General features: G+C 71.0%; 16 protein-coding genes and 1 pseudogene. 6 read left to right on the top strand and 11 right to left on the bottom strand.

The features are described from left to right. Nucleotides 1-5: 5 nt before the first annotated feature. The gene (locus tag ABT061_RS03960; protein ID WP_350912377.1) at nt 6-2,255 is read right to left on the bottom strand and encodes a TOMM precursor leader peptide-binding protein; all 2,250 of its coding nucleotides are present in this window, start codon (nt 2,253-2,255) and stop codon (nt 6-8) included. 251 nt (nt 2,256-2,506) lie between these two features. On the opposite strand from ABT061_RS03960, the gene ABT061_RS03965 reads away from it, so the two are divergent. Beyond that, the gene (locus ABT061_RS03965; RefSeq protein WP_350912379.1) at nt 2,507-4,945 is read left to right on the top strand and encodes an ATP-binding protein; all 2,439 of its coding nucleotides are present in this window, start codon (nt 2,507-2,509) and stop codon (nt 4,943-4,945) included. Nucleotides 4,946-4,967: 22 nt separating this feature from the next. Here ABT061_RS03965 and ABT061_RS03970 read toward each other — a convergent pair whose 3' ends face one another. The 10 genes from ABT061_RS03970 to ABT061_RS04015 form a co-directional block, all read right to left on the bottom strand. After that, nucleotides 4,968-6,368, bottom strand: coding sequence for an NAD(P)/FAD-dependent oxidoreductase (locus ABT061_RS03970; protein WP_350912381.1), 1,401 nt, complete (start codon nt 6,366-6,368; stop codon nt 4,968-4,970). A gap of 91 nt (nt 6,369-6,459) precedes the next feature. Beyond that, the gene (locus ABT061_RS03975; protein WP_350912383.1) at nt 6,460-7,149 is read right to left on the bottom strand and encodes a VOC family protein; all 690 of its coding nucleotides are present in this window, start codon (nt 7,147-7,149) and stop codon (nt 6,460-6,462) included. After that, nucleotides 7,083-7,931 (bottom strand): hypothetical protein, encoded by an 849-nt coding sequence (locus ABT061_RS03980; protein WP_350912385.1) that lies wholly within the window; start codon nt 7,929-7,931, stop codon nt 7,083-7,085. The genes ABT061_RS03975 and ABT061_RS03980 overlap by 67 nt, the downstream gene beginning before the upstream one ends. 75 nt (nt 7,932-8,006) lie before the next feature. Further along, nucleotides 8,007-8,801, bottom strand: coding sequence for an alpha/beta fold hydrolase (locus tag ABT061_RS03985; protein WP_350912387.1), 795 nt, complete (start codon nt 8,799-8,801; stop codon nt 8,007-8,009). Continuing rightward, nucleotides 8,798-9,703 (bottom strand): Rieske 2Fe-2S domain-containing protein, encoded by a 906-nt coding sequence (locus ABT061_RS03990; RefSeq protein ID WP_350912389.1) that lies wholly within the window; start codon nt 9,701-9,703, stop codon nt 8,798-8,800. The genes ABT061_RS03985 and ABT061_RS03990 overlap by 4 nt, the downstream gene beginning before the upstream one ends. Next, nucleotides 9,703-10,905, bottom strand: coding sequence for a flavin monoamine oxidase family protein (locus tag ABT061_RS03995; RefSeq protein WP_350912391.1), 1,203 nt, complete (start codon nt 10,903-10,905; stop codon nt 9,703-9,705). The genes ABT061_RS03990 and ABT061_RS03995 overlap by 1 nt, the downstream gene beginning before the upstream one ends. Next, nucleotides 10,895-12,085, bottom strand: coding sequence for a cytochrome P450 (locus ABT061_RS04000; RefSeq protein WP_350912393.1), 1,191 nt, complete (start codon nt 12,083-12,085; stop codon nt 10,895-10,897). Before ABT061_RS04000 ends, ABT061_RS03995 begins: the two co-directional genes overlap by 11 nt. 31 nt (nt 12,086-12,116) lie before the next feature. After that, nucleotides 12,117-12,968, bottom strand: coding sequence for an ABC transporter permease (locus tag ABT061_RS04005; RefSeq protein WP_350912394.1), 852 nt, complete (start codon nt 12,966-12,968; stop codon nt 12,117-12,119). Then, complete coding sequence (locus tag ABT061_RS04010; RefSeq protein WP_350912395.1) at nt 12,965-13,918, bottom strand: ABC transporter ATP-binding protein; 954 nt, start codon at nt 13,916-13,918, stop codon at nt 12,965-12,967. The genes ABT061_RS04005 and ABT061_RS04010 overlap by 4 nt, the downstream gene beginning before the upstream one ends. A gap of 90 nt (nt 13,919-14,008) precedes the next feature. Beyond that, nucleotides 14,009-14,395 (bottom strand): hypothetical protein, encoded by a 387-nt coding sequence (locus ABT061_RS04015; protein ID WP_350912396.1) that lies wholly within the window; start codon nt 14,393-14,395, stop codon nt 14,009-14,011. A gap of 250 nt (nt 14,396-14,645) precedes the next feature. Here ABT061_RS04015 and ABT061_RS04020 point away from each other — a divergent pair, with 250 nt between their 5' ends. From ABT061_RS04020 to ABT061_RS04040, 5 genes and pseudogenes are all read left to right on the top strand, one after another. Beyond that, entirely contained in the window at nt 14,646-15,962 is a 1,317-nt protein-coding gene (locus ABT061_RS04020; protein WP_350912397.1) for a cytochrome P450, read from the top strand. Beyond that, the gene (locus tag ABT061_RS04025) at nt 15,959-16,951 is read left to right on the top strand and encodes a methyltransferase domain-containing protein (RefSeq protein WP_350912399.1); all 993 of its coding nucleotides are present in this window, start codon (nt 15,959-15,961) and stop codon (nt 16,949-16,951) included. Before ABT061_RS04020 ends, ABT061_RS04025 begins: the two co-directional genes overlap by 4 nt. After that, entirely contained in the window at nt 16,948-17,133 is a 186-nt protein-coding gene (locus ABT061_RS04030) for a hypothetical protein (RefSeq protein ID WP_030913265.1), read from the top strand. Before ABT061_RS04025 ends, ABT061_RS04030 begins: the two co-directional genes overlap by 4 nt. Nucleotides 17,134-17,148: 15 nt before the next feature. Continuing rightward, nucleotides 17,149-17,304: pseudogene (locus ABT061_RS04035) on the top strand (IS982 family transposase); the annotation flags it as partial. A gap of 206 nt (nt 17,305-17,510) precedes the next feature. After that, the gene (locus ABT061_RS04040; RefSeq protein ID WP_350912401.1) at nt 17,511-18,701 is read left to right on the top strand and encodes a hypothetical protein; all 1,191 of its coding nucleotides are present in this window, start codon (nt 17,511-17,513) and stop codon (nt 18,699-18,701) included. Nucleotides 18,702-18,941 lie beyond the last annotated feature (240 nt).

An 18,941-nucleotide genomic window follows, 5' to 3' on the forward strand; every position in this document is an offset into this window, starting at 1 on the left:
TTCGCTTAGAAGAACACGTTCCAGGAGTTGATCTCGTCCTGGGGGGTCGGCCGGTCGAGCCAGCCGAGCCGTACCGGTGCGTCGTAGAGGCGGCCTGGTGCCAGGCGGCGCCAGAAGTGCCGCAGGCCGGGCGCCATCACCTTGACGACGTTCAGGTCCAGGTCGGGACGGGTCTGGTCGAGGACGATCACTTCGGATCCCGCCGCCTCGATCGAGTCCACGCACCGGCGCACGCACACGGCCAGGTCGGTGGGGGCGGGCGGGCCGACGGTGACCGGCGCGAGGTCCTCCGCCGGCAGCAGCCAGGGCTCCCCCTCCAGCCTGGCCTCCTTGCACCAGGCCAGCATCTCCGGGTCGTCCACCCGGTAGAGCGTGTTGCCCTGCTCGTCACGCCGTTCCACGGTCGGCAGGAACTGGTTGAGCTCGGTGAGCGCGCGGAACGCCGCGATGCGCGGATCGGGGTGGCAGCCGAAGCCGACCATGATGTCCTCCACCTCGTGGCGGCGCCGGGAGACCGCGGCGTACACCGGGATGCCCACGTCGGTGGTGAGGTCGAGCATCCACAGGTCACGGTCCATGGCCCCGTAGAAGTCCCGCAGCTCGCCCACGTAGGGGTCGTTCAGCGAGTCGAGGTCGAAGGCGGGGCGGCGCAGCCGGTTGTACCACCACAGCGCCACGGAGTCGCGCTCGACCAGCTCGCAGATGCCCTGCAGGATGGCCTCCTCCAGGGTGTTGCCCGCCGCGCTGCCGTTGGAGTCGGCGATGCAGAAGAAGTGGCGGTAGAGGTCGGGGTGGCCGTACCAGGCGTAGGCGGCGGGGACCAGCCGTTCCTCGTCGCGGGTCAGCGACCAGGCCCGCGACCAGTCGAACGGCACGTTCTCCTCGAACGGGTCGGGCACCTGCTGCAGCCGGTGCGCCGGGTCGGCGTTCCACTCCTTGCGCCCGGCCCGCTGCTCGTCGGAGAAGAGCAGCAACCGGTCGGGGTGCACCGCGGCCGCCGGATCCAGGTCGGCGTAGGCGGCCCGGATGACCACCTCGTCCCCCCGCCAGACCCCCGAGTACCGTTCGATCGCCTCGCAGACCGCGCTGACCTTCGCCTGGATCTCCGAGCGCCCCTTGCCGCCGCTCTGCCCGCGCAGGTTGCGGCGGAGCAGGTCCATGCTGTCGTTGACCATGGCGAAGTTGTGACCGGCGGCGTAGCTGTAGGTCAGGCCGCTGGGGTCGGCACCGATCGAGACCAGCTTGGTGATCGCGCCCAGGTGGGGGCTGATGTGCCGCTCCAGCCGCGCGAACGTCTCCTGTGGCTGGTTGACCCGGTAACCGCCGTCGGTGACGTGGTTGGCCTGCCGCGGGGCGAGCACGATCTTGGGGTTGCCGTCGGACGGCGTGCCGCACGAGGGACACTGCGGCTGGCGGATCAGTATGTGCCTGCTGGTCTCCATGGTCGCCAGGTCGAGGGCGACCATCTGACCGCAGAGCGCACCCGGCTCGCCGGTCGCCACGATCCTGGCGACCTCGGCCGCCAGCATCCCGGCCAGCGCCAGCGGCCCGGCCGCGATCTGCGCGCGCACCGGGTGGAACGGCGTCCGCTCGCCCCGCTTCCCCGCCAGGTAGCGCTCCAGCTGGCGGTTGCCGCTGAGCCGTTGCGCCAGGCACGACCAGCAGCCCGTGTGGTCGGGATCGAGGAAGGGGCCGAGCCACGGGCTGACACCGCCCGGTTTGGCCAGCAGCCAGGGGAGCCCGGATGCCAGCTGCGACGCGTTGCGGCGCTCCAGGGCCGGGTCGAGGTAGTCGTCCACGAGCACGACCGAGACCCCCTCGGCGGGCACCTCGTCGATCGCGCCGGTGAGCACCTTCAACCCCAGCTCGGTCAGGGCGGCCGTGACCGGCGTGGCGTCCACCCCCTCGGCGGCCGCGACGGTGACCGGCGTGCCCTTCGTGACGGCCGCCGGATCGATGCCCAGCGCGTCCCAGTAGGCCAGCACCTTCTCCGGCAGGTCCGGCCTGCCCTCCGCGAGGTGCCCCGCCGCCTCGTAGCGGCGCAGCGTGGTCAGCACCGTGGTGAATGGAACGCTCCCGGACAGCTCCTGGACGATCTCACTCACACTCCTGCGGCCGTCGAGGTAGGGGAGCACCGCCACGGCGGCCTTCCCCGGCACCAGGAAGTCCTTCCCCTCGGCGAACAGGAAGACCCGGGATCCGTCCACGACCTCGACATGGAAATGGGCCTTTAGTCGTGGACTCTCCATCAGCATCCGCCTTTTTATAACAAGCTCTCGACAACCCTCTTCAGTGCGGATTTAAACACGGGGGGACCCGGATGGTGAATGCGCAAAAAATCGTACGCATCGCGTGGCCGATACTTAGGGCGCCGACGTATTCGCTTCGGTATCACCCGCCGGACGCCCGGGATCGGCGCCCGTGGCCCACTCCTGAACCGGTACCGCCGAGAAAGACGGGCACCGAACCCGTTGAGATCCGTATCGGGAGAATGGGACGATGAAGCATGGCACCGCTTCTTCACAGAGACAGAGAACTGGCTGTCTTCCGAGAGGCTCTCGACGAACTACGGGCCGGCCGCCCTACCGTCGCGGCGATCCTGGGCGGAAACGGAATGGGCAAGAGTTCCCTGCTCGGCGCCATGACTGAAATGCTTCCCCCGCGCAGTCTGGTGCTGCGGGCACGCTGTCATCCGAGTGAGAGCCATTTCGCCTACGGTATGGTCCGCCAGCTCTTCGACCCGGTGATGTCCGCCGGCGAGCGGCCCCGCGGGCAGTTCGACCGCGCCGCCGACGATGACGGCGCCGCCACCCAGGACCTGCTGATCAGCCTGTTCCACATGACCCGCGACCTGGTCGCGGAGCAGCCGGTGGTCATCGCGATCGACGACCTGTCCTTCGCCGACACGCCGTCGCTGCGCTGGTTCTCCTATATCGCGCGCCGCCTGGACGACCTGCCGGTGATGATGATCGCCACGCTGCCCGGCAGCCCCCCGGCCGGGCTGGGCACGGATCTGGCCAAGCTGCCGTACGCGCGGTTCGTCCAGCTCAGACCGTTCTGTGCCACCTGCACGGCCGACTTCGTCGCCGAGGCGCTGGGGGCGCCGCCCGATGTGGAGCTGGCCGCGCTCTGTCACACGCTCTCGCAGGGGAACCCGCTGGTGCTGCGCCAGCTGACCAGCCGGATGCGGCAGGCCAGGATCAGCCCGGGCGAGCCCGACCCCGACCAGGTGCTGGAGATCGGCACGGAGGCCCTGTCCGCCACCGTGCTCGAATGGCTGCACGACCACGACCCGGTGGCCTACGAACTGCTCACCCAGCTCGCCGTCATGGGACCGGACACCGACGTCACCGTGGCGGCGATCCTGCTGAGTCAGGGCGAGCCGCAGATCCGGCAGGCCCGCCGGGCCCTCGCCCAGGCGGGTCTGATCACGGCGGGGTCGCCCGTGCGGTTCCACAACCCCCTGATCCGCACGGCCGTACTGTCGCGCATCGACAACCAGACCCGGATCGGCCTGCACGAACGCGGGGCCGCGCTGCTGGCCAGGCTGGGCGCGCCGGCCGCCCAGACCGCCGAGCACCTGATGCTCACCGACTCCGACTGGGGCGTTCCGGTGCTGCGCAGGGCGGCCACCGAGGCGGTCGCGGCCCGCGAGTACGACGACGCGACCCGTTACCTGCGCCGCGCGCTGGCCTGCTCCGACGATCCGGCCACCATTCACGAGCTGACCCTGCAGCTCGGCACGGTCGAGCTCCGCCACGACCTGGACGCCTGCGTCCGGCACGCGGAGACACTGGTCAGCACCGCGCCCGACCCCGTCAGGCGGGCCAGGTCGCTGCTGAACCTGGCCAGCCCCGCGCTGGTCGCCAGCACGGTGGGGGTCCGGCCGTTCGTCACCGTGGCCCACGAGCTGGCGGCCATGGCGGACCCGCCGAGGGAGCCGCTGCTCCGGCTGACCGCGCAGGGGGTGCTGTCCGGGTACCGCGCCGGGTTGCGCAGGTCGGTGCGGATGGCCTCCTCGGGCGCGCCGGACTCGGCCGCGAAGGAGCTCGCCGGCGCGCTGGCGGCGATGGTCGCGGCGAGCGGGCGGTATCCGGGCACCGCCAGGCGGCTGGCGAGGCGGGCCACCCGGGAACGCTCTCGCCGGGATCGGCCCGCGGGAACCGGGCTGGTGGGCGCCGCGCTGGCGTTCGGCTGGACGGGGCAGCCGGAGGAGGCGCTGGCCGTGTGCGGCAGGATCCTGCAGGACGCCCGTACCTGGGACCAGCCGGATCTGCACGCGCTCGGGCTGCTCCTGCGGGCCGATATCGGCCACCGGCGGGGCGACTCGGCCGACAGCCTGCGGGACGCGCTCGACGCGCGGGAGGGGGCCGAGCGGATCGGCGCGCGGGTGCTGACCACGGCGGCGCGCGCCTGTGGCGCGCGGGCCCTGATCCGGATGGGCCACGCGCAGGACGCCGCGGAGCTGGTACGTGAGATGACGATGCCCGCGGACGCCCATCCGCTGATCAAGAGCCTGATCCTGGAGGTGCAGGGACTGATCGCGGCGGCGGCGGGCGACCACGTCACCGCGCTGAGCCTGTTCCTCGACTGCGGGCACCGGCTCTCCGCCCGGGGCATCACCAACCCCGCCTGCCTGCCCTGGCGCGCGCACGCCGCCAAGGCCTACAACGCGCTGGGCGAGCACACCGCGGCCCGTACGATCGCCGCCGAACCGTCGGCGAGCCCGGAGCACGCGCCGGACGCGCAGCCGCCGCAGGCCCAGATCCTGCTCACCCCCGCCGAGCAGCGGGTCGTCGAGCTGGTACGGCAGGGCATGAGCAGCATGGAGGTCGCCGAGCGGCTCTGCCTGAGCAAGCGCACCATCGACACTCACCTGGGCCGCATCTACCGCAAGCTCGGTATCCGAGGGCGGCACCAGCTGGCCGCCGCCCTCGGACTGTGACCGGCCCCTGATCGGCCCCTGCTCAGTGCGGTGACACCGGCTCGGTGGACCGTCCGATGCCCAGCCTCGGCTCGGTGACCAGGTACAGCCTGTCGGCGGCGCCGTCGGTGTTCTGGCGGTCCTGGCGGTCCTGGCCCGCGGTCAGCTCGCCGGCCAGCACCATCGCGTCCAGCGGGGCCGCACCGCCGACGCGGGTGGCGTCGTCCAGGTCGGTCAGGCCCGCGGTGATCGAGGCGAAGGCGCCGTCGGGGGGTGCCTGGGCGCCGCTGACGCGCTTCCTCATCAGCTCCGGATACTGGCCTCTGGCCAGGCGCTGCGCCAGCCAGAAGTAGCTGTTCCTGCCCCGGTACTGCTCGTAGAAACCGGCGACCATGGAGAACATCCGGCCGTAGGCGTTGCGGTAGTGGGACTCGTAGAATCCCAGCGCCTCGCGCTCGGTGACCTCCCCCGCGTGTGCGGACAGGATGGTCGCGGCCGCCAGCATGCCGCTGTACATGGCCAGGTGCACGCCGGTGGAGAGCAACGGGTCCAGGAAGCAGGCGGAGTCGCCCGCCAGGAAGTAGCCGGGGCCGCAGAAGCTGTCAGCCGAGTAGGAGAAGTCCTGCTCGACGCGGACCTCGCCCTGGAAGTCGCCGCTCGCCACCAGTTCCGCCACCGTCTCCGACTCCGCGACCAGGGTCAGGAACATCTCGTCCGGCGAGGAGAACCCGGACCTGCGGGCCAGGAACTGGTCCTTGTGGGTGACGAAGCCCACGCTGTAGACGTCGCCGCTGAGCGGGATGACCCAGTACCAGCCGTTGGGGGAGGAGATCACGTTGATGCCGCCCCTGGGAGTGCTGGGCAGCAGGGCGCCGCCCCGGTAGTAGCCCCAGATGGCGACGTTGCGGAAGACGTCGTGCGGCCGCCGGTCGCGGAAGTGCTGTGCGGAGAGCACGCCGGCGCGACCGGAGGCGTCCACCACGAAGTCGGCCGCGGTCTCCTGGCGGTGCCCTTCGTGTACCCATTCCACGCCCACGGCGCGGCCGTCGTCGAAGCCGACCTTCCGCACGCGGGCCCCGTGGACCACCTGCACGCCCTGCTCGGCGGCGTGCTTGAGCAGGACGTCGTCGAAGTCGGCGCGGTCCACCTGCCAGGATCGAACCTGGTCGCCGAAGAGGTCCGGCCAGTTGATCGTCCAGTCGCGTTCCGCGCCCCAGCGGAGCAGCAGGCCCTCCTTGACCTGGTAGCCGCGAGCCTCGATCTTCTCCCGGGCGCCGACGAGGTCGATGATGGCCCGGCAGGAGGAGGAGATCGACTCGCCGATGTGGTAGCGGGGGAAGAAGTCCCGTTCCAGCAGGCGCACCCGGGCGCCGGCCCGGGCCAGCAGCGCCGAGGAGATCGCTCCCGCCGGGCCCCCTCCTATGACCACCACGTCAGGCGCCATGGAATACCCCTCCCGCAGGAAAACTGCTAACCGTTGAATCCTCGCAAAGTGCGGTGAATATTGTTAATACGTATTTATACGCATTTATGGATTAATTCAGGTTGGTGAGGCCGAAGACCGCGCCCAGCGGGTCGGCGAGCAGGCCGCTTTCCAGCGGGCGGGCCCCGGCCGCCAGGGCCGCCGCGACGGCGGCGTCACTGTCATCGGTACTGTCACCAGCACCGGCACCGGCACCGGCGCCGGCGCCGAAGAACGGCACCCAGCCGGTCCTGGTGGAGGGGCGGATCACCAGGGGCGCGTCGCCGTACAGGCTCCGGTAGAACTCCGTCGCCGCCTCCTGGCGGGAGGTGTGCAGCTCGCAGGCGCACAGGGCGCCGGGCTCGTCCACCAGGACCACGCCCTCGTCCCTGCCGCCCTCCCAGAAGCCGACCGCCGCACCTGAGGGGTCGACCGCCAGGCAGAGGCGGCCGTTCTCGCCCGCGGGCACCGGGCCCATCACGATCCGGCCGCCCAGGCGCCCGACCTCCGCCCGGGTGTGGCCGAGGTCCTTGGCGGCCAGGTAGACGTTCCAGGACGAGCCGAAGGCCGGGCCCATCGGGCTGGGGCCGAGGCCACCGATGATCTCTCCGCGCAACGTGATCAGGTGGTAGCCGCGACTGTTCTCCCTGGTGAACTCCCAGCCGAAGAGGTCGCCGTAGAACTGTTTCGCGCCGGTCAGATCGACGGTGATGTGATCAACCCAGCACGGTGTTCCCGGGCCGTACGCGGTCCGCCGGGGCATGGGGGCTCCTTCTGGATCCTGTCGTCGATGAGTGCCGCGGCCTCCTCCGCGCCGCCGAACTCCGGCATGAGCAGCCGGTAGCGGGGCGCGTCGGCCAGTTCCGTGGCGGCCGGCGGCCAGATGTGCGGCTGGAACGACCAGGGCTCAAGCCTGCAGCGGTCGTCGTCTCCCTGGCAGAGCCTGACCAGCGTGGGCGGGGCGAGCCTGGCGGTGATCGGGACGGGCGGGCCCAGCCGCTCGGGGCGGACCAGAACGGACTCCCCGGCCAGTGCGGGATGAGCCTGCCGCCAGGTCGCCGGGTCCGGTTCCTGGCCGATCAGCCCGCCGCTCCTCGCCGACTCCAGGGCGCTGCCGCGCAGGTCCAGCGGGATGTGGAAGGGGAGCGTGTGCCCGGTGGTCCGGTCGACCACGAGGAGTTGTCCCGACACCGGCCGCCAGGACCGGCCGGCCAGTGCGGCCGCCACGCCGGCGCCGGGCGAGCAGGCACTGCCGATCAGCGCGACCGTCACGTCGTCCTTGGTCATGACGACGGCACGCATCACCAGGTAGAGATGGTCGAGTACGGCGAACGGAGGAAGCGGTGGTGGCATGGTGCTCCATCCCCGGAACACGCGACGCTGCAGCAACATCCCGTCGGGACGCTGGACCAGCAGTTCTCCCTCTGCGGCCTTACTGGTGAGAAGCTTCACGACCAGTTGTGGTTCGCCGGCCTCCACCAGATGGGGGCCGAACAGGAACGCCAGGTCGGTGGGGTCGAGTTTGGTCAGCACCATGATGGTCATACCGAAGAAACTCAATAACAGGGGCAACTATCCCCCCCTTACGGGTGTCCTAATCTAGGCATTCTTACAATCAGGTCAAGCAGTGTCTACTCTCTCAGATAACGCCAGTCCCGCAAATACCGCTTTTGCCGACATTTCCGGACACTCAAGCAGGGGGAGGTGTCCGGAGTTATGAATCGTACGAATATCGCATTGCGCCACTGTCTTTCCCAGCATCCTGGCATTGTCTACGAAGACCGGCATGTCCGAATCTCCGATGATCACCGTGGTTCTGGCCCTGATCCGGATCAGATCCTCGGCCGAGTGCCGATGCATGGTGAGCCCCGCCATCGCCCCGCTGTCCAGCTCGGCCCAGGAGTGCCTGCCGATCACCTCCCGTAGCCGGGCACGCAGTTCTGGATGAGCCTCGGTGCCGCGGAAGATGTCCGGCGGGGAGCTCATCCACAGCTCGGCCATCTGCTCCCGCGCGCCGCCCGCCCTGCGCAACATCATGAGCTCCAGGTAACGCCGCCTGGCCGCGGGGTCGGGCGGCGCACCGCCGAGCGTCGGCGCCGCGAGCACCAGGTGCCGCACCACCTCGGGCGCCTCCAGGGCCATCTGCAGCGCGACGCAGGAGCCGAAGGAGAGCCCCACGACCCGGTCCGCCCGCTCGGCCGAGGCGATCTCGGCCAGCCGTACCGCCAGGGCGGGCAGCGTCACACCGGGCCGCAGCGGCTCGGAGCCGCCGTGACCGGGGAGATCCACGCCGATGTGCCGCCAGCCGGGCAGCAGCCTCCACAGCGGCTCCCACAGGGTGAGGTCCATGGTGTAGCCGTGCACCCACAGCACCGCCGGACCCGTCCCCGACTCGACCACGCGCAGCCCGCTCACGCCGGCTCCCGAAAGCCCGCGCAGAACCTCCGGTAGGCCACCACGGCCGCGTCCCCGCCGTCGAAGCGGGGCACCACCTGCGGATTCAACCGCTCCCAGACCACCGCGTCCTCGGCCAGCGCCCGCTCGCTGCCGCTGATGAGCAGCGGCAGCTCGCCCTGCTGCTCGGGGCGGACGCCGATCGCCACCCGCGCCACGCACCCGCCGCTCTCCCGGGGCACGGCGGCGGTGACGATGACCTGCTCCCACCCCGGCGGCCCGAACCGGGTGACGACCACGCCGGGACTGTAGGCGCATGCCAGGAAGCGCGCCCGGGTGACCGAAGGACCGGAGGTGCTCCCCGGCTTGGCCCCCATGACGAACTCGCCCTCGATGACCAGCTCGCCCTCGTCCCCGTCCCGATGCGCCATCCCGCGGAGCCGCGGCACCTTGTGCACCTCGGTGAAGTGGTCGATGTCGAAGGCGTTCTCCACGATCATCGCCGGATCGACGTCCACCGGCCTGACCACGGCCGCGGTGAGCGGGTGGGTCCCGCCCAGCTCCTTGATCGCCCGGGTGAGTCCCCGGTCGTCGTCAGGGGTGTCCGCGAGCCGTACGAACACGGCCTCGCCGGAGACGATCACGTGGTGCTCGCGTACCGACCACCGCCTGGTGGTGTCGCCCAGCGCGATCCGGCGGCCGTGGAACGGGCAGACCAGGCAGTCACCCGAGAGCCGTCCCCCGTAGCCGAGATGCGCGCCCCGATGCGGGCAGTCGGCGTCGAAGACCCGGATCCCCGTCTCGTCCCGCACGGCCACCAGCCGCCGGGCCCCGATCTCCAGGGGGGTCACCTCGGCTGTCAGCTCGGAGGTGAAGGCCGGTAGATACCAGCCGGAATGCGGTGTCCCCAACTGCGCTGTCATCAGCCCATCGCCTCCAGGAGCCGGTCGGCGGCGAGCACCCCGCTGGCGATCGCCCCCTGAACCCACGGCAGCCGCGTTCCCGAGACCGTGGCCTCGCCCGCGAAGAAGAGTGTGTCGGCGACCGGCTCGGCCCAGCGCGCCGGAGCCCGCTCGGCGCCGAGCAGCGGCGCGGTGAACGCGCCCCGGCTCCACGGGGCGGCCCCCCAGTCGGCGATCCGCCGCTCCAGCACCCGGGCCCCCGCCGCCCAGGGCAGCGCCACCGTGAGCATGGCCGACAGGTCGGGGCCGGTGGCGGCCCGCACGCAGGCTGCCGCCGCGTCCTTGGCCACGATCAACGCCTCGGGGCGCCCCTCGCGGCAGCTCACGAAGCCGCTGACGCCGTCCGCGTCGAACACCGACGCGGTCTCCGGCGCGGGCACCGACAGGGTCGCGACCACGCAGCAGCCGTCACCCGCCGCCAGCTCCCGGGCGGCCTCGATCTTGTGCTCGGGCAGATCCTTGATGGTGAGCGTGCCGTGGGTCACCACGGCGGGCGGCACGGTCACCACCACCCGCTCCGCCTCCACGGTCCCGGCCTGCGTCAGCGCGGCGACCCGTCCCGGCGACCAGCCGAGCACCTGGACCGGGCGTCCGGTGTGCACCTCCAGCCCCGCCGCCAGCCGTCGCGGCAGCAGGTCGAACCCGCCGGACACGACGTACTCTCCCCGCCCGGCGTCGTCCCCCCGCTGGGCCGCGGCCACACCGGCGGCGCTGAGCCGCTCCGGGTCCGCGGCCCAGACCTGCCGGAACCACTCGCTCGCCACCGGGTAAGGCCCGCCGACGTCGCCGAGCCAGCCGTTCACCGACCCGCCGGCCTCGGCGCCCTCCGCGTTCAGCCTGGCCTCCAGCAGCCAGGGCGGATGCGGTGTGCGGGCCAGCGCTCCCATGGGACGGCCCACCCGCCCGCTGATCACCCGGGCCGCGGTCGGCCGCGGCGCCGTCCCGGTCTCCACCAGCCCGTGGACGGGGTTGCGGTCACCGTGGACGACCTGCGCGCCCAGCTCCAGCGGGGGCCCGCCGTCCGCGGGACGGAAGGTCAGTATCCGCCCGCCGATCCGTGACCTGGCCTCAAGGACCACGGTGCGTACCCCGGCCCTGGCCAGGCGGTCGGCACAGGTCAGCCCGCTGACGCCGGCGCCGATCACGAGGACCTCAGCACGCATCCCCGCCTCCCAGCCGCACCGGGAGGGCGCGCAGCCGCCGGGGGATCAGCGTGGCGGCCCAGACCGGCTCCGGATCGGCCAGCGACGCGGCGGGGAACCGCTCGGCCAGCCGGGCCAGCAGCACCGCCCCGGTCTGCCGGACGAGCTGCGCCGCCAGGCAGAAGTGCGGCCCTCCGCCAAAGGCCAGATGCGGGTTGGGCGTCCGGTCGAGCACCAGCTCCCCGGCCCTTTCGAAAACGGCCGGATCCCGGTTGGCGGCGGCCACGATCGCCAGCACCCTGGCCCCCTGGGGCACCTGCCCCCCGGGCAGTGCCACGTTCCGGATCGCGACCCTGGCCGTGAACGGAATGGGCGCCTCCAGCCGCAGCAACTCGTCCATCGCGGTACGCGCCGGCTCCCGGCCGCCCTCGCGCAGTACGGCCAGTGCCTCGGGCCGGGGCAGCAGCCAGTACAGCGCGTTGCCGATCGCCTCGGCCAGCGGCTGCCACCCGCCCACCACGGCCAGCCCGAGCACCCCCAGCATCTCCCGCCTGCTCAGCCGGTCGTCGGCGGCCAGCCGGGCCAGCGGGCTGGGCGGCGCGGACGCGCAGTGCGCGTCCAGGAACCGGGTCAGCTCTCCCATGGCCGACCTGCCCAGCGCCGCCACCTGCGGCCCGGCCAGCGGATCCAGATTGATCGAGGCCGCCTGGGCGAGCTGCGCGAAGACCTTCCGGTCGCTCTCCGCCAGCCCGAACAGCCGCAGGAAGACCGAGGTGGCCAGCGGGCTCCCGATCTCCGCGACCGCGTCGACCACGCTCCGCTCCGCCAGCCGGTCGAGAAGCCCGTCCACGTCGGCGGCGATCGCCTCGGCCACCGACGCGATCGCCGCGGGTCCGAGCAGCAGCAGCCCCGGCGCGCGCAACCGGGTGTGATCGGGCGGGTCCGTGGTGAGCATCGACGGCGGCAACTCCTCGTCGCGCGCCCGCCCCTGCTGCCCGGCACTCGCCGAGAAACCCTGGTCACGCAGTACGGCGGCGCAGTCGGCGTGCCCGGTCACCAGCCAGAGCCGCGACGCCGCGTCGTAGTGGACCGGAGCGCGGGCGCGCAGCCAGTCGTAGGCCGGATAGGGATCGGCCCGTCCCGCGGGGGAGAAGGGGTGAGCCAGGTGGGCAGGGAAGCGGATCTGGGTGCCTACCGTCACGCGTCAGTCTCCCTTGCGATCGCTTACCTGATCAGCGCACACGCGCGTTGCGCCAGCCGAACGTCAGCGCGGTCAGCAGCAGGCCGCCGACCGCCCACAGTCCGAGGACCAGCGCGATGCGGCCGAGCTCCCACCCGCCCGCCGGTTCCACGACGGTGAAGCCGTCCGGCAGGAACACCGAACGGAACCCCTGCGCCATCCACTTCACCGGGAAGAGCGCGGCCGTGTTCTGCATCCACTCGGGAAGCTGGTGAAAGGGGTAGAAGACCCCGGAGATGAACTGCAGCACCATGAACACCGGCGTCACGATCGCCGCGGCGGACCGGCTGTTCGGGATGGCCGCGCTGTAGGCGATCCCGGCCAGCGCGCAGGTGACGGTACCCAGCGTCAGCACCCAGGCGAGGGTGAACCAGCGGTGCGCGGTGCTCGGCCAGGGCAACCCGAACGCGGTCACCGCGATGCCGAGCAGCAGCACCGTCTCCACCACGGTGGTCACCACGACCTTGACCAGCTTGCCGATGAAGTAGGCGGGCTTGGGCATCGGTGTCATGGCCAGCCTGCTGATGAGGCCGGTGTCCCGCTCGATGGCGATGTTGATGGCCAGCCCGGAGAAGGCGGTGCTCATCACACCGGCGGCCACGATGCCCGCCATGAAGACCTGCCGGAAATCGGTCTGGGTGCCCTCCACCTTGCCGGTGAAGATCGCGCCGAACACCACAAGCAGGATCACCGGAAAGAAGAGGGTGAAGACCAGGGACTGCCTGTTGCGGAAGAACGACTTCAGCTCGACCGACGACCGGGCGACACTGGCCCGCCACAGCCCGGGCAGCAACCCCTCCCCGAGTTCCCGGCCGGGCGCGTGAACGGAATCGGTGACGCTCACTTGTTCTCCTCCGGCTGTTGTCGATGCCGGTCGATGAGGTTGAGGTAGATCTCTTCCAGGGTGGGACGGTGCACGATCAGCTCGGGCAGCTCGGCCTCGGCCCAGGACGCCAGCAGGCTCACCAGCCGGGTCGGCTCCGAGGTCAGCACGGTGACCAGGTCACCCGCGCCCGTCGGTCCCGGTTCGAGCACCGCTCCACGGGGCAGCTCGGGGAGTTCCCGGCCGGCCAGCGACTCGGAGCGCCGGAACGACACGGCGGCCGAGGTCGTCGCACGCCCACCCAGCTCGCTCGGCGGTCCGCAGGCCACCAGCCGGCCGCCCGCGATCACACCGACCCGCGCGGCCAGCGTCTCGGCCTCGTCCAGGTAGTGGGTGGTGAGCACCGTGGTGCAGCCGCGCGCGGCGAAGAACCGCACCAGGTCCCACGCCTCGCGGCGGGCGACCGGGTCGAGCCCGGTGGTGGGCTCGTCCAGAAAGATCAACTCGGGGTCGCCGATCACGCCGACGGCCACGTCCAGACGGCGCTGCTGGCCGCCGGAGAGCTCCGTGGTCCTCTTCTTCTCGTACGTTCCCAGGCCGACCATGTCGAGCACCTGCGCGGGCGGCAGCGGCCTGGGGTACATGGCGGCGAACTGCCTGACCACCTCACCCACGGTGAGATCGGGGTAGGCGCCGGTGGATTGGCCGACCACCCCGATACGCGCCCGCCATTCCCGTGGGTCCCTGGCCGGATCCTGGCCGAGGACCTCCACGTCTCCACCGCTCCGCCGCCGTACTCCCGTCAGTATTTCGACGGTCGTGGTCTTTCCCGCGCCGTTCGGCCCGAGCAAGGCGAACACCTCGCCGCGGTGTACCCGCAGGCTCAGATCGGTGAGCACCAGGTGCTCTCCATAACGCTTGTTCAGGCCGGTGACGGCGACCGGGTCGTTTTCCGCGGCGGCGGAAACCATCGACTTAATCCTCCGATGGAGACGGGAACGGGAACGGCATGGCGATTTTGGAAATCCAGTGAATTCAGTGAGTGCCGGAGCTGCGGTGAATCAGGTGCAGCAGCAGCACGGGCAGCAGCAGTAGTAGCAGGCGGCCGCGTCGGCGGCGCCGGCCGCGATGTCGGACAGGTCGCCCTCGCTGAGCTCGGCCGCGTCGACCACCGGGGTCTCGGGGATGTGGAGCTCGTACTGGCCGGTCGCCAGACCGACCTCCCAGAGGCCGACCTGGACGTCCAGGTTGCCCTCCTCGTGCCCCTCGGGGATGTGGCGCACGATGACGATCTCGGCGTCCTCCGGGATGGTCAGACCGGACTCGGCCAGCGCGGCGCGCGGGTCCGCGTTCAGCCGGGCCGCGTACTCCTCGTCCGACCAGGCGGTGATGAGGGTGCGGGTGTAGGCGTTGATGAATTCCGCCCGCTCCTGCGGTTCGAGAGCCATGTCATTCTCCCTCTGTTTGTTTACCGCTGCTTTCTGCGTCGGCAACTGAAAGGACTGTCGCATGGCGCGCGGCACATACCAAGACTTAAGTTATTCGCCATTGATGTAAGTATTGATACGTTCATCAACGCAGTGTTACATTAGCAGCATGCCACAGTACGGATGTGCTCATCAATGACATTCAATACGTATATCCGGTACTTGTGAATACGTATCAGAGATACTTAAGCACCGTTAAGCGGAGGCGTCGGTGACGACTACCAGCACGCAGCTGCCCCCGGGACCGCCCGGCCCGGTGGACATGGAACGCATGCGTAGCGACCCACTGGGGTTCGTGACCGGCCTGGCCCGTCGCTACGGGGACGTCACCGGCCACCACGCGAACGGCGAGACCGTGTTCATGGCGCATCGCCCGGATCTCGCCCGGCACATCCTCAAGGACAACGTCGGTAACTACACGAAGGAGAACACGCCCGACGACCACATGCTCCGCCCGCTACTCGGAAACGGCCTGCTCACCAGCGACGGCGCGGAATGGGCGCGGCAGCGCCGGCTCTGTGCCCCGGCCTTCCGCCGCAGCGCGGTCGCCTCCTTCGACCAGATCATCACCGACGAGACCTCGGCGCTGCTGGCCCGCTGGCGTGCCGCCGCGGAGACCGGCGCACCCCAGCCGATCGACCACCACCTCACCTCGCTGACCCTGTCGATCCTGACCCGCGCGGTGCTCGACGTGGACCTCGGCGCGGCGGGCGACGGGTTCGGCCGCGCGGTGGACGCCGTCAATCGCTTCATCGGCCACTACGTACCCGACCCCGACCCCGACCCGGCGGACACGAGCCGCCGCCGGCGAGAGTACGCACGCGCCCGCGCCCTGCTCGACATGATGACGCGCACCGTCATCGCCTCCCGCCGGGCCGCTCCCACCGCCACCGGCACCCTGCTCGACACCATGCTCGGCGCCCTGTCCGACACCGACCTCCGCGACCAGGTGCTGACCTTGATCATGGCCGGTCACGAGACCACCGCCAAGGCCCTGACCTGGACCTTCTATCTACTGGACCGCCATCAGGAAGAGGCGGAACGGGTCCGGGCCGAGGTCGACCGGGTGCTGGGCGGACGCCCGCCCACGGCCGCGGACCTGCCCGACCTGCCGCTCTGCCGACGGGCCGTACAGGAGGCGATGCGCCTGTACCCCCCGGTCTGGCTGATCTCCCGCCGCGCGACCGGCCCCGACGAGCTCGACGGCCATCCGGTACGGCCGGGCACGCTCGTCTGCGTCAGCCAGTGGGTCCTGCACCGCGACCCCCGCTACTGGGACCGCCCGGATGCGTACGTACCCGACCGCTTCGACGGCGTCGACCTCCCGAGTCATCTGTACCTGCCGTTCGGCGGCGGCGAGCGCGTCTGCATCGGCCGGCACCTGGCGCTGATCGAGGCGACGCTGGTCCTGGCGATGCTGTCTCAGACGGTACGGCTGACGCTGGAACCAGGCTTCCCGGTGGAACCGGAGGCGCTGGTGACGCTACGGCCGAAGCACGGCATGCACATGATCGTGAGCCCCCGATGACCACTCTCCCCACCCCCCCGTACCCCCCGGCCACCGTCACCGACCGTGGCGCCGCTCTCGACACCCCGGCCCCGGACTCCGGTACTCCGACGCCGCACGCGGGTTCGCCCGGCCCCGCCGACCGGTCGGATCCCAACACCCCGACCCCGAACGCCGGTTCGTACAACCCCGCCACCACCACCGCGGGCGGGCTGGCGGGAGAGCTGGCGCGGCTGGAGGCACAGGCGGAGCTCTCGTTCGACGAGGAGCTGAGCCTGCTGCGCGAACTGGGCCTGACCGCGTCGGGCGGCCCGCTGGTCGAGATCGGCGCGGGGTCCGGTGCGATCACCAGGCGGCTGCGGCGGGCGTTGCCCGAGTTGTCACTGGTCGCCGTGGACATCGACCCGGACCTGCTCGCCCATGCCGAGGGCGCCGGCGCCGAACTGATCGTCGCCGATGCCGCCGACCTGCCCCTGGAGACGGCGAGCGCGCAGTACGTACTCCTCAGGTACGTCCTTCAGCACCTTCCCGATCCCGGACCGGCCCTCGCCGAGGCGCGCAGGATCCTCCGCCCCGGTGGCCGCATCCTGGTCACCGAGGTGGACGCCTCCTGCTGGGGGCTGGCCGACCCGGTCTACCCGGAACTGGTGGGAGTGCACGCCAAGATGGCGGCGACCCAGCAGGCCGCCGGCGGTGATCGCACGATCGGCCGCCGTCTCACCCGCCTGCTCCGTGACGCCGGCTTCACGGAGGTCGCCCTTCGCCCGTTCGCCACCACCAACGACACCCGACCCACGGATGACTTCGCCCCCCACCTCGGCCCAGGGCGGCTGCAGCCGCTCGTGACCGCCGGAGTGTTGTCGCTCCGCGAGTTCGCCCTCGCCGCCGACCGCTGGAACCGGTTCCGCGCAGATCCCAACGCCTGGGTGATGCTCCTCGGGTTCACCGCAGCCGGTACCGCCCCCGACGCCTCTCAAAACGGCCGTCACCCCACCGAAGGAATCCAGTGAACACCAACGTCAAGATCTTCATCACGATCTTCTGCTACATCAGCGCGGTGATGGGCCTCGTCACCGCCGTCATCCAGGCCAGCACCACCCCCGCCAACACCCCCGGAGCCATCGGTTCCGGAGTCGTCGGCGGCATCTTCCTGGTAGCCGGCGTGGCCCTGAGCCGCAAACCCCGCTACTAGAGTTGAGTGCTGGACGCCGGCCGGTTGAGCGATGCCGAACTGGTCACCCTCGCGGTGATGTCGGCCCTGCTCGGCTTCATCTCTGAGCGGCGCCGGCTGCGCTACGCCCATGCCGAACTGGCCGGCATGTTCCCCTACCTGCCGGGCCAGTCCGGGTACGGCAAACGGCTGCTAGTAATGCCGACCCCCGGCGCAGCCGCGCTGCGAAGCCGTTCGCCTCCGGCGAGTTGCTCGGCCCGGGCGGCCATAAGGTGATGCAGCCGCCTTCAAGTAAATCTCAAGCGTGATCTTCTACACCTACGGGGGTGAATACGACTTCTCCGCAGCAGTGTCGATCACTATCCCGCCGCACACTCATGCGGCGAGTGAGATCGGCCATGGCTCTGACAGTCGCGCTGGTCTGCGGCGCGTGCGCCGCCCCGGCACCGGAGCGTCCTCAGGCGGCGCCGACCGCGACGCCCACGACGAGCGCACCCGCCGCCGGCCCCAGCACCGTTCCGCTCGCCCGCCCGAGCGCAGCGCCGGTCGTGGCGGCCGAGACCGACTGCTCGGAACCGCCGAGGACTACCGATCAGTTCCGTGCTACCACCGTCCCGACGACCTGGAAGCTGGTCAGCGAAGGCGACCCCAATGGCGCGCTCAGGGACGGCGTGATCGCAGCCGATGGCTCGCTGTGGGCGCTCAACGACCTGTACGTGCAGCCCGAGGCGAAGACGGTACCGGTCCGCTGGTCGGGAACCGAGTGGAAGGCCGTGCCGCTGCCTCAGGGCATGACCGCCGTGGAGGCCCTCGCCGTCGGCCCCGACGGCGTCCTGTGGGCCGTCGGGCCCGCCTCCGGCCAGTGGACGGTGGGACTGTGGGAGAACGAGACCTGGCAGCGAGTCGACCTCGCCCCCCAGCGCCCCGACAGCGCCGCCGGCGGCTGGATGTCGTACGGCACGACCGCCGTGCGCCGGGACGGCGACACCTGGACCCGCATCGAGCTCCCGACCGAGCGCTACTTGATGACCGAAACCGGCGGCGAGGTCTGGACGCTGCCCTTCGAAGGCTCGACGGCGGTGCGGATCCGCGACGGAGTCCCCGGCCAGGTCCGCTTCGACGTGCGGATCGACAAGACCGGGGCCATCCACGACTCCCAGGAGGGCGCCTTCTACCCGCAGGCGGTCGCCGTCACCGGCAAGGACGAGTTCTGGGTGCTCGGCTTCGGCGCGTTCGGCACCCACAGCGAGCCGGACAACGAAGACACCGATGCCGGTCGGCTGATCGCCCTCCGGCATCGGAAAGGGCAGTGGACCTGCACCTTCGGCCCCTTCCACGCGGAGAGCTTCGTGAGCGGCTTCATCGACGCCGTCGCCGACGGTTCGGGCGGGCTGTGGGCGGCCACCGATGAGGGCATGATGTGGCGGCTACGCGGCGGGGCCTGGACCAGGCAGCGACTGCCCCTCGAGGACGGGTGGGCCCCCAGCGTGAACGACCTGGTGCGGGGCCCCGACGGCGTCTACGCGCTGGGCGCGCGGTGGAAGGACGACACCAACCGCCCCGCGCTGTGGCGCCTCGACGAGTCTTAGCCGGCCGGTGCCTGGTAGAGCATGAAGGCGCCGAAGATCACGAATCTAATGCGCCGGGGTGCCGCGCCCGCGACCAGGCGTTCAAACCCCGGACCAGTCAGTCACTGAGGGCGAGCTGCACCTAACCGCGTTTGAGGCTCGGAGTGGCTTGGGTCGGCAACAGTCTGCGGGGTTGTCGGAGAGCTCGCCATGTATCCACAGGTGCGGGAGGAGGTTCCTCGGGTTCAAGATTCCAGGCCC

It is taken from the genome of Streptosporangium sp. NPDC002544, from assembly GCF_040295965.1.
Lineage (GTDB): Bacteria > Actinomycetota > Actinomycetes > Streptosporangiales > Streptosporangiaceae > Streptosporangium.

What these genes read in the sequence shown, in the direction of transcription:
- ABT061_RS04040 (WP_350912401.1), top strand. Translation starts at nt 17,511, where the DNA reads ATGGCTCTGACAGTCGCGCTGGTCTGCGGCGCGTGCGCCGCCCCGGCA.
- ABT061_RS04010 (WP_350912395.1), bottom strand. Translation starts at nt 13,918, where the DNA reads ATGGTTTCCGCCGCCGCGGAAAACGACCCGGTCGCCGTCACCGGCCTG.
- ABT061_RS03990 (WP_350912389.1), bottom strand. Translation starts at nt 9,703, where the DNA reads ATGACAGCGCAGTTGGGGACACCGCATTCCGGCTGGTATCTACCGGCC.
- ABT061_RS03995 (WP_350912391.1), bottom strand. Translation starts at nt 10,905, where the DNA reads ATGCGTGCTGAGGTCCTCGTGATCGGCGCCGGCGTCAGCGGGCTGACC.
- ABT061_RS03965 (WP_350912379.1), top strand. Translation starts at nt 2,507, where the DNA reads ATGGCACCGCTTCTTCACAGAGACAGAGAACTGGCTGTCTTCCGAGAG.
- ABT061_RS03970 (WP_350912381.1), bottom strand. Translation starts at nt 6,368, where the DNA reads ATGGCGCCTGACGTGGTGGTCATAGGAGGGGGCCCGGCGGGAGCGATC.
- ABT061_RS04015 (WP_350912396.1), bottom strand. Translation starts at nt 14,395, where the DNA reads ATGGCTCTCGAACCGCAGGAGCGGGCGGAATTCATCAACGCCTACACC.
- ABT061_RS04025 (WP_350912399.1), top strand. Translation starts at nt 15,959, where the DNA reads ATGACCACTCTCCCCACCCCCCCGTACCCCCCGGCCACCGTCACCGAC.
- ABT061_RS03960 (WP_350912377.1), bottom strand. Translation starts at nt 2,255, where the DNA reads ATGCTGATGGAGAGTCCACGACTAAAGGCCCATTTCCATGTCGAGGTC.
- ABT061_RS03980 (WP_350912385.1), bottom strand. Translation starts at nt 7,931, where the DNA reads ATGACCATCATGGTGCTGACCAAACTCGACCCCACCGACCTGGCGTTC.
- ABT061_RS03975 (WP_350912383.1), bottom strand. Translation starts at nt 7,149, where the DNA reads ATGCCCCGGCGGACCGCGTACGGCCCGGGAACACCGTGCTGGGTTGAT.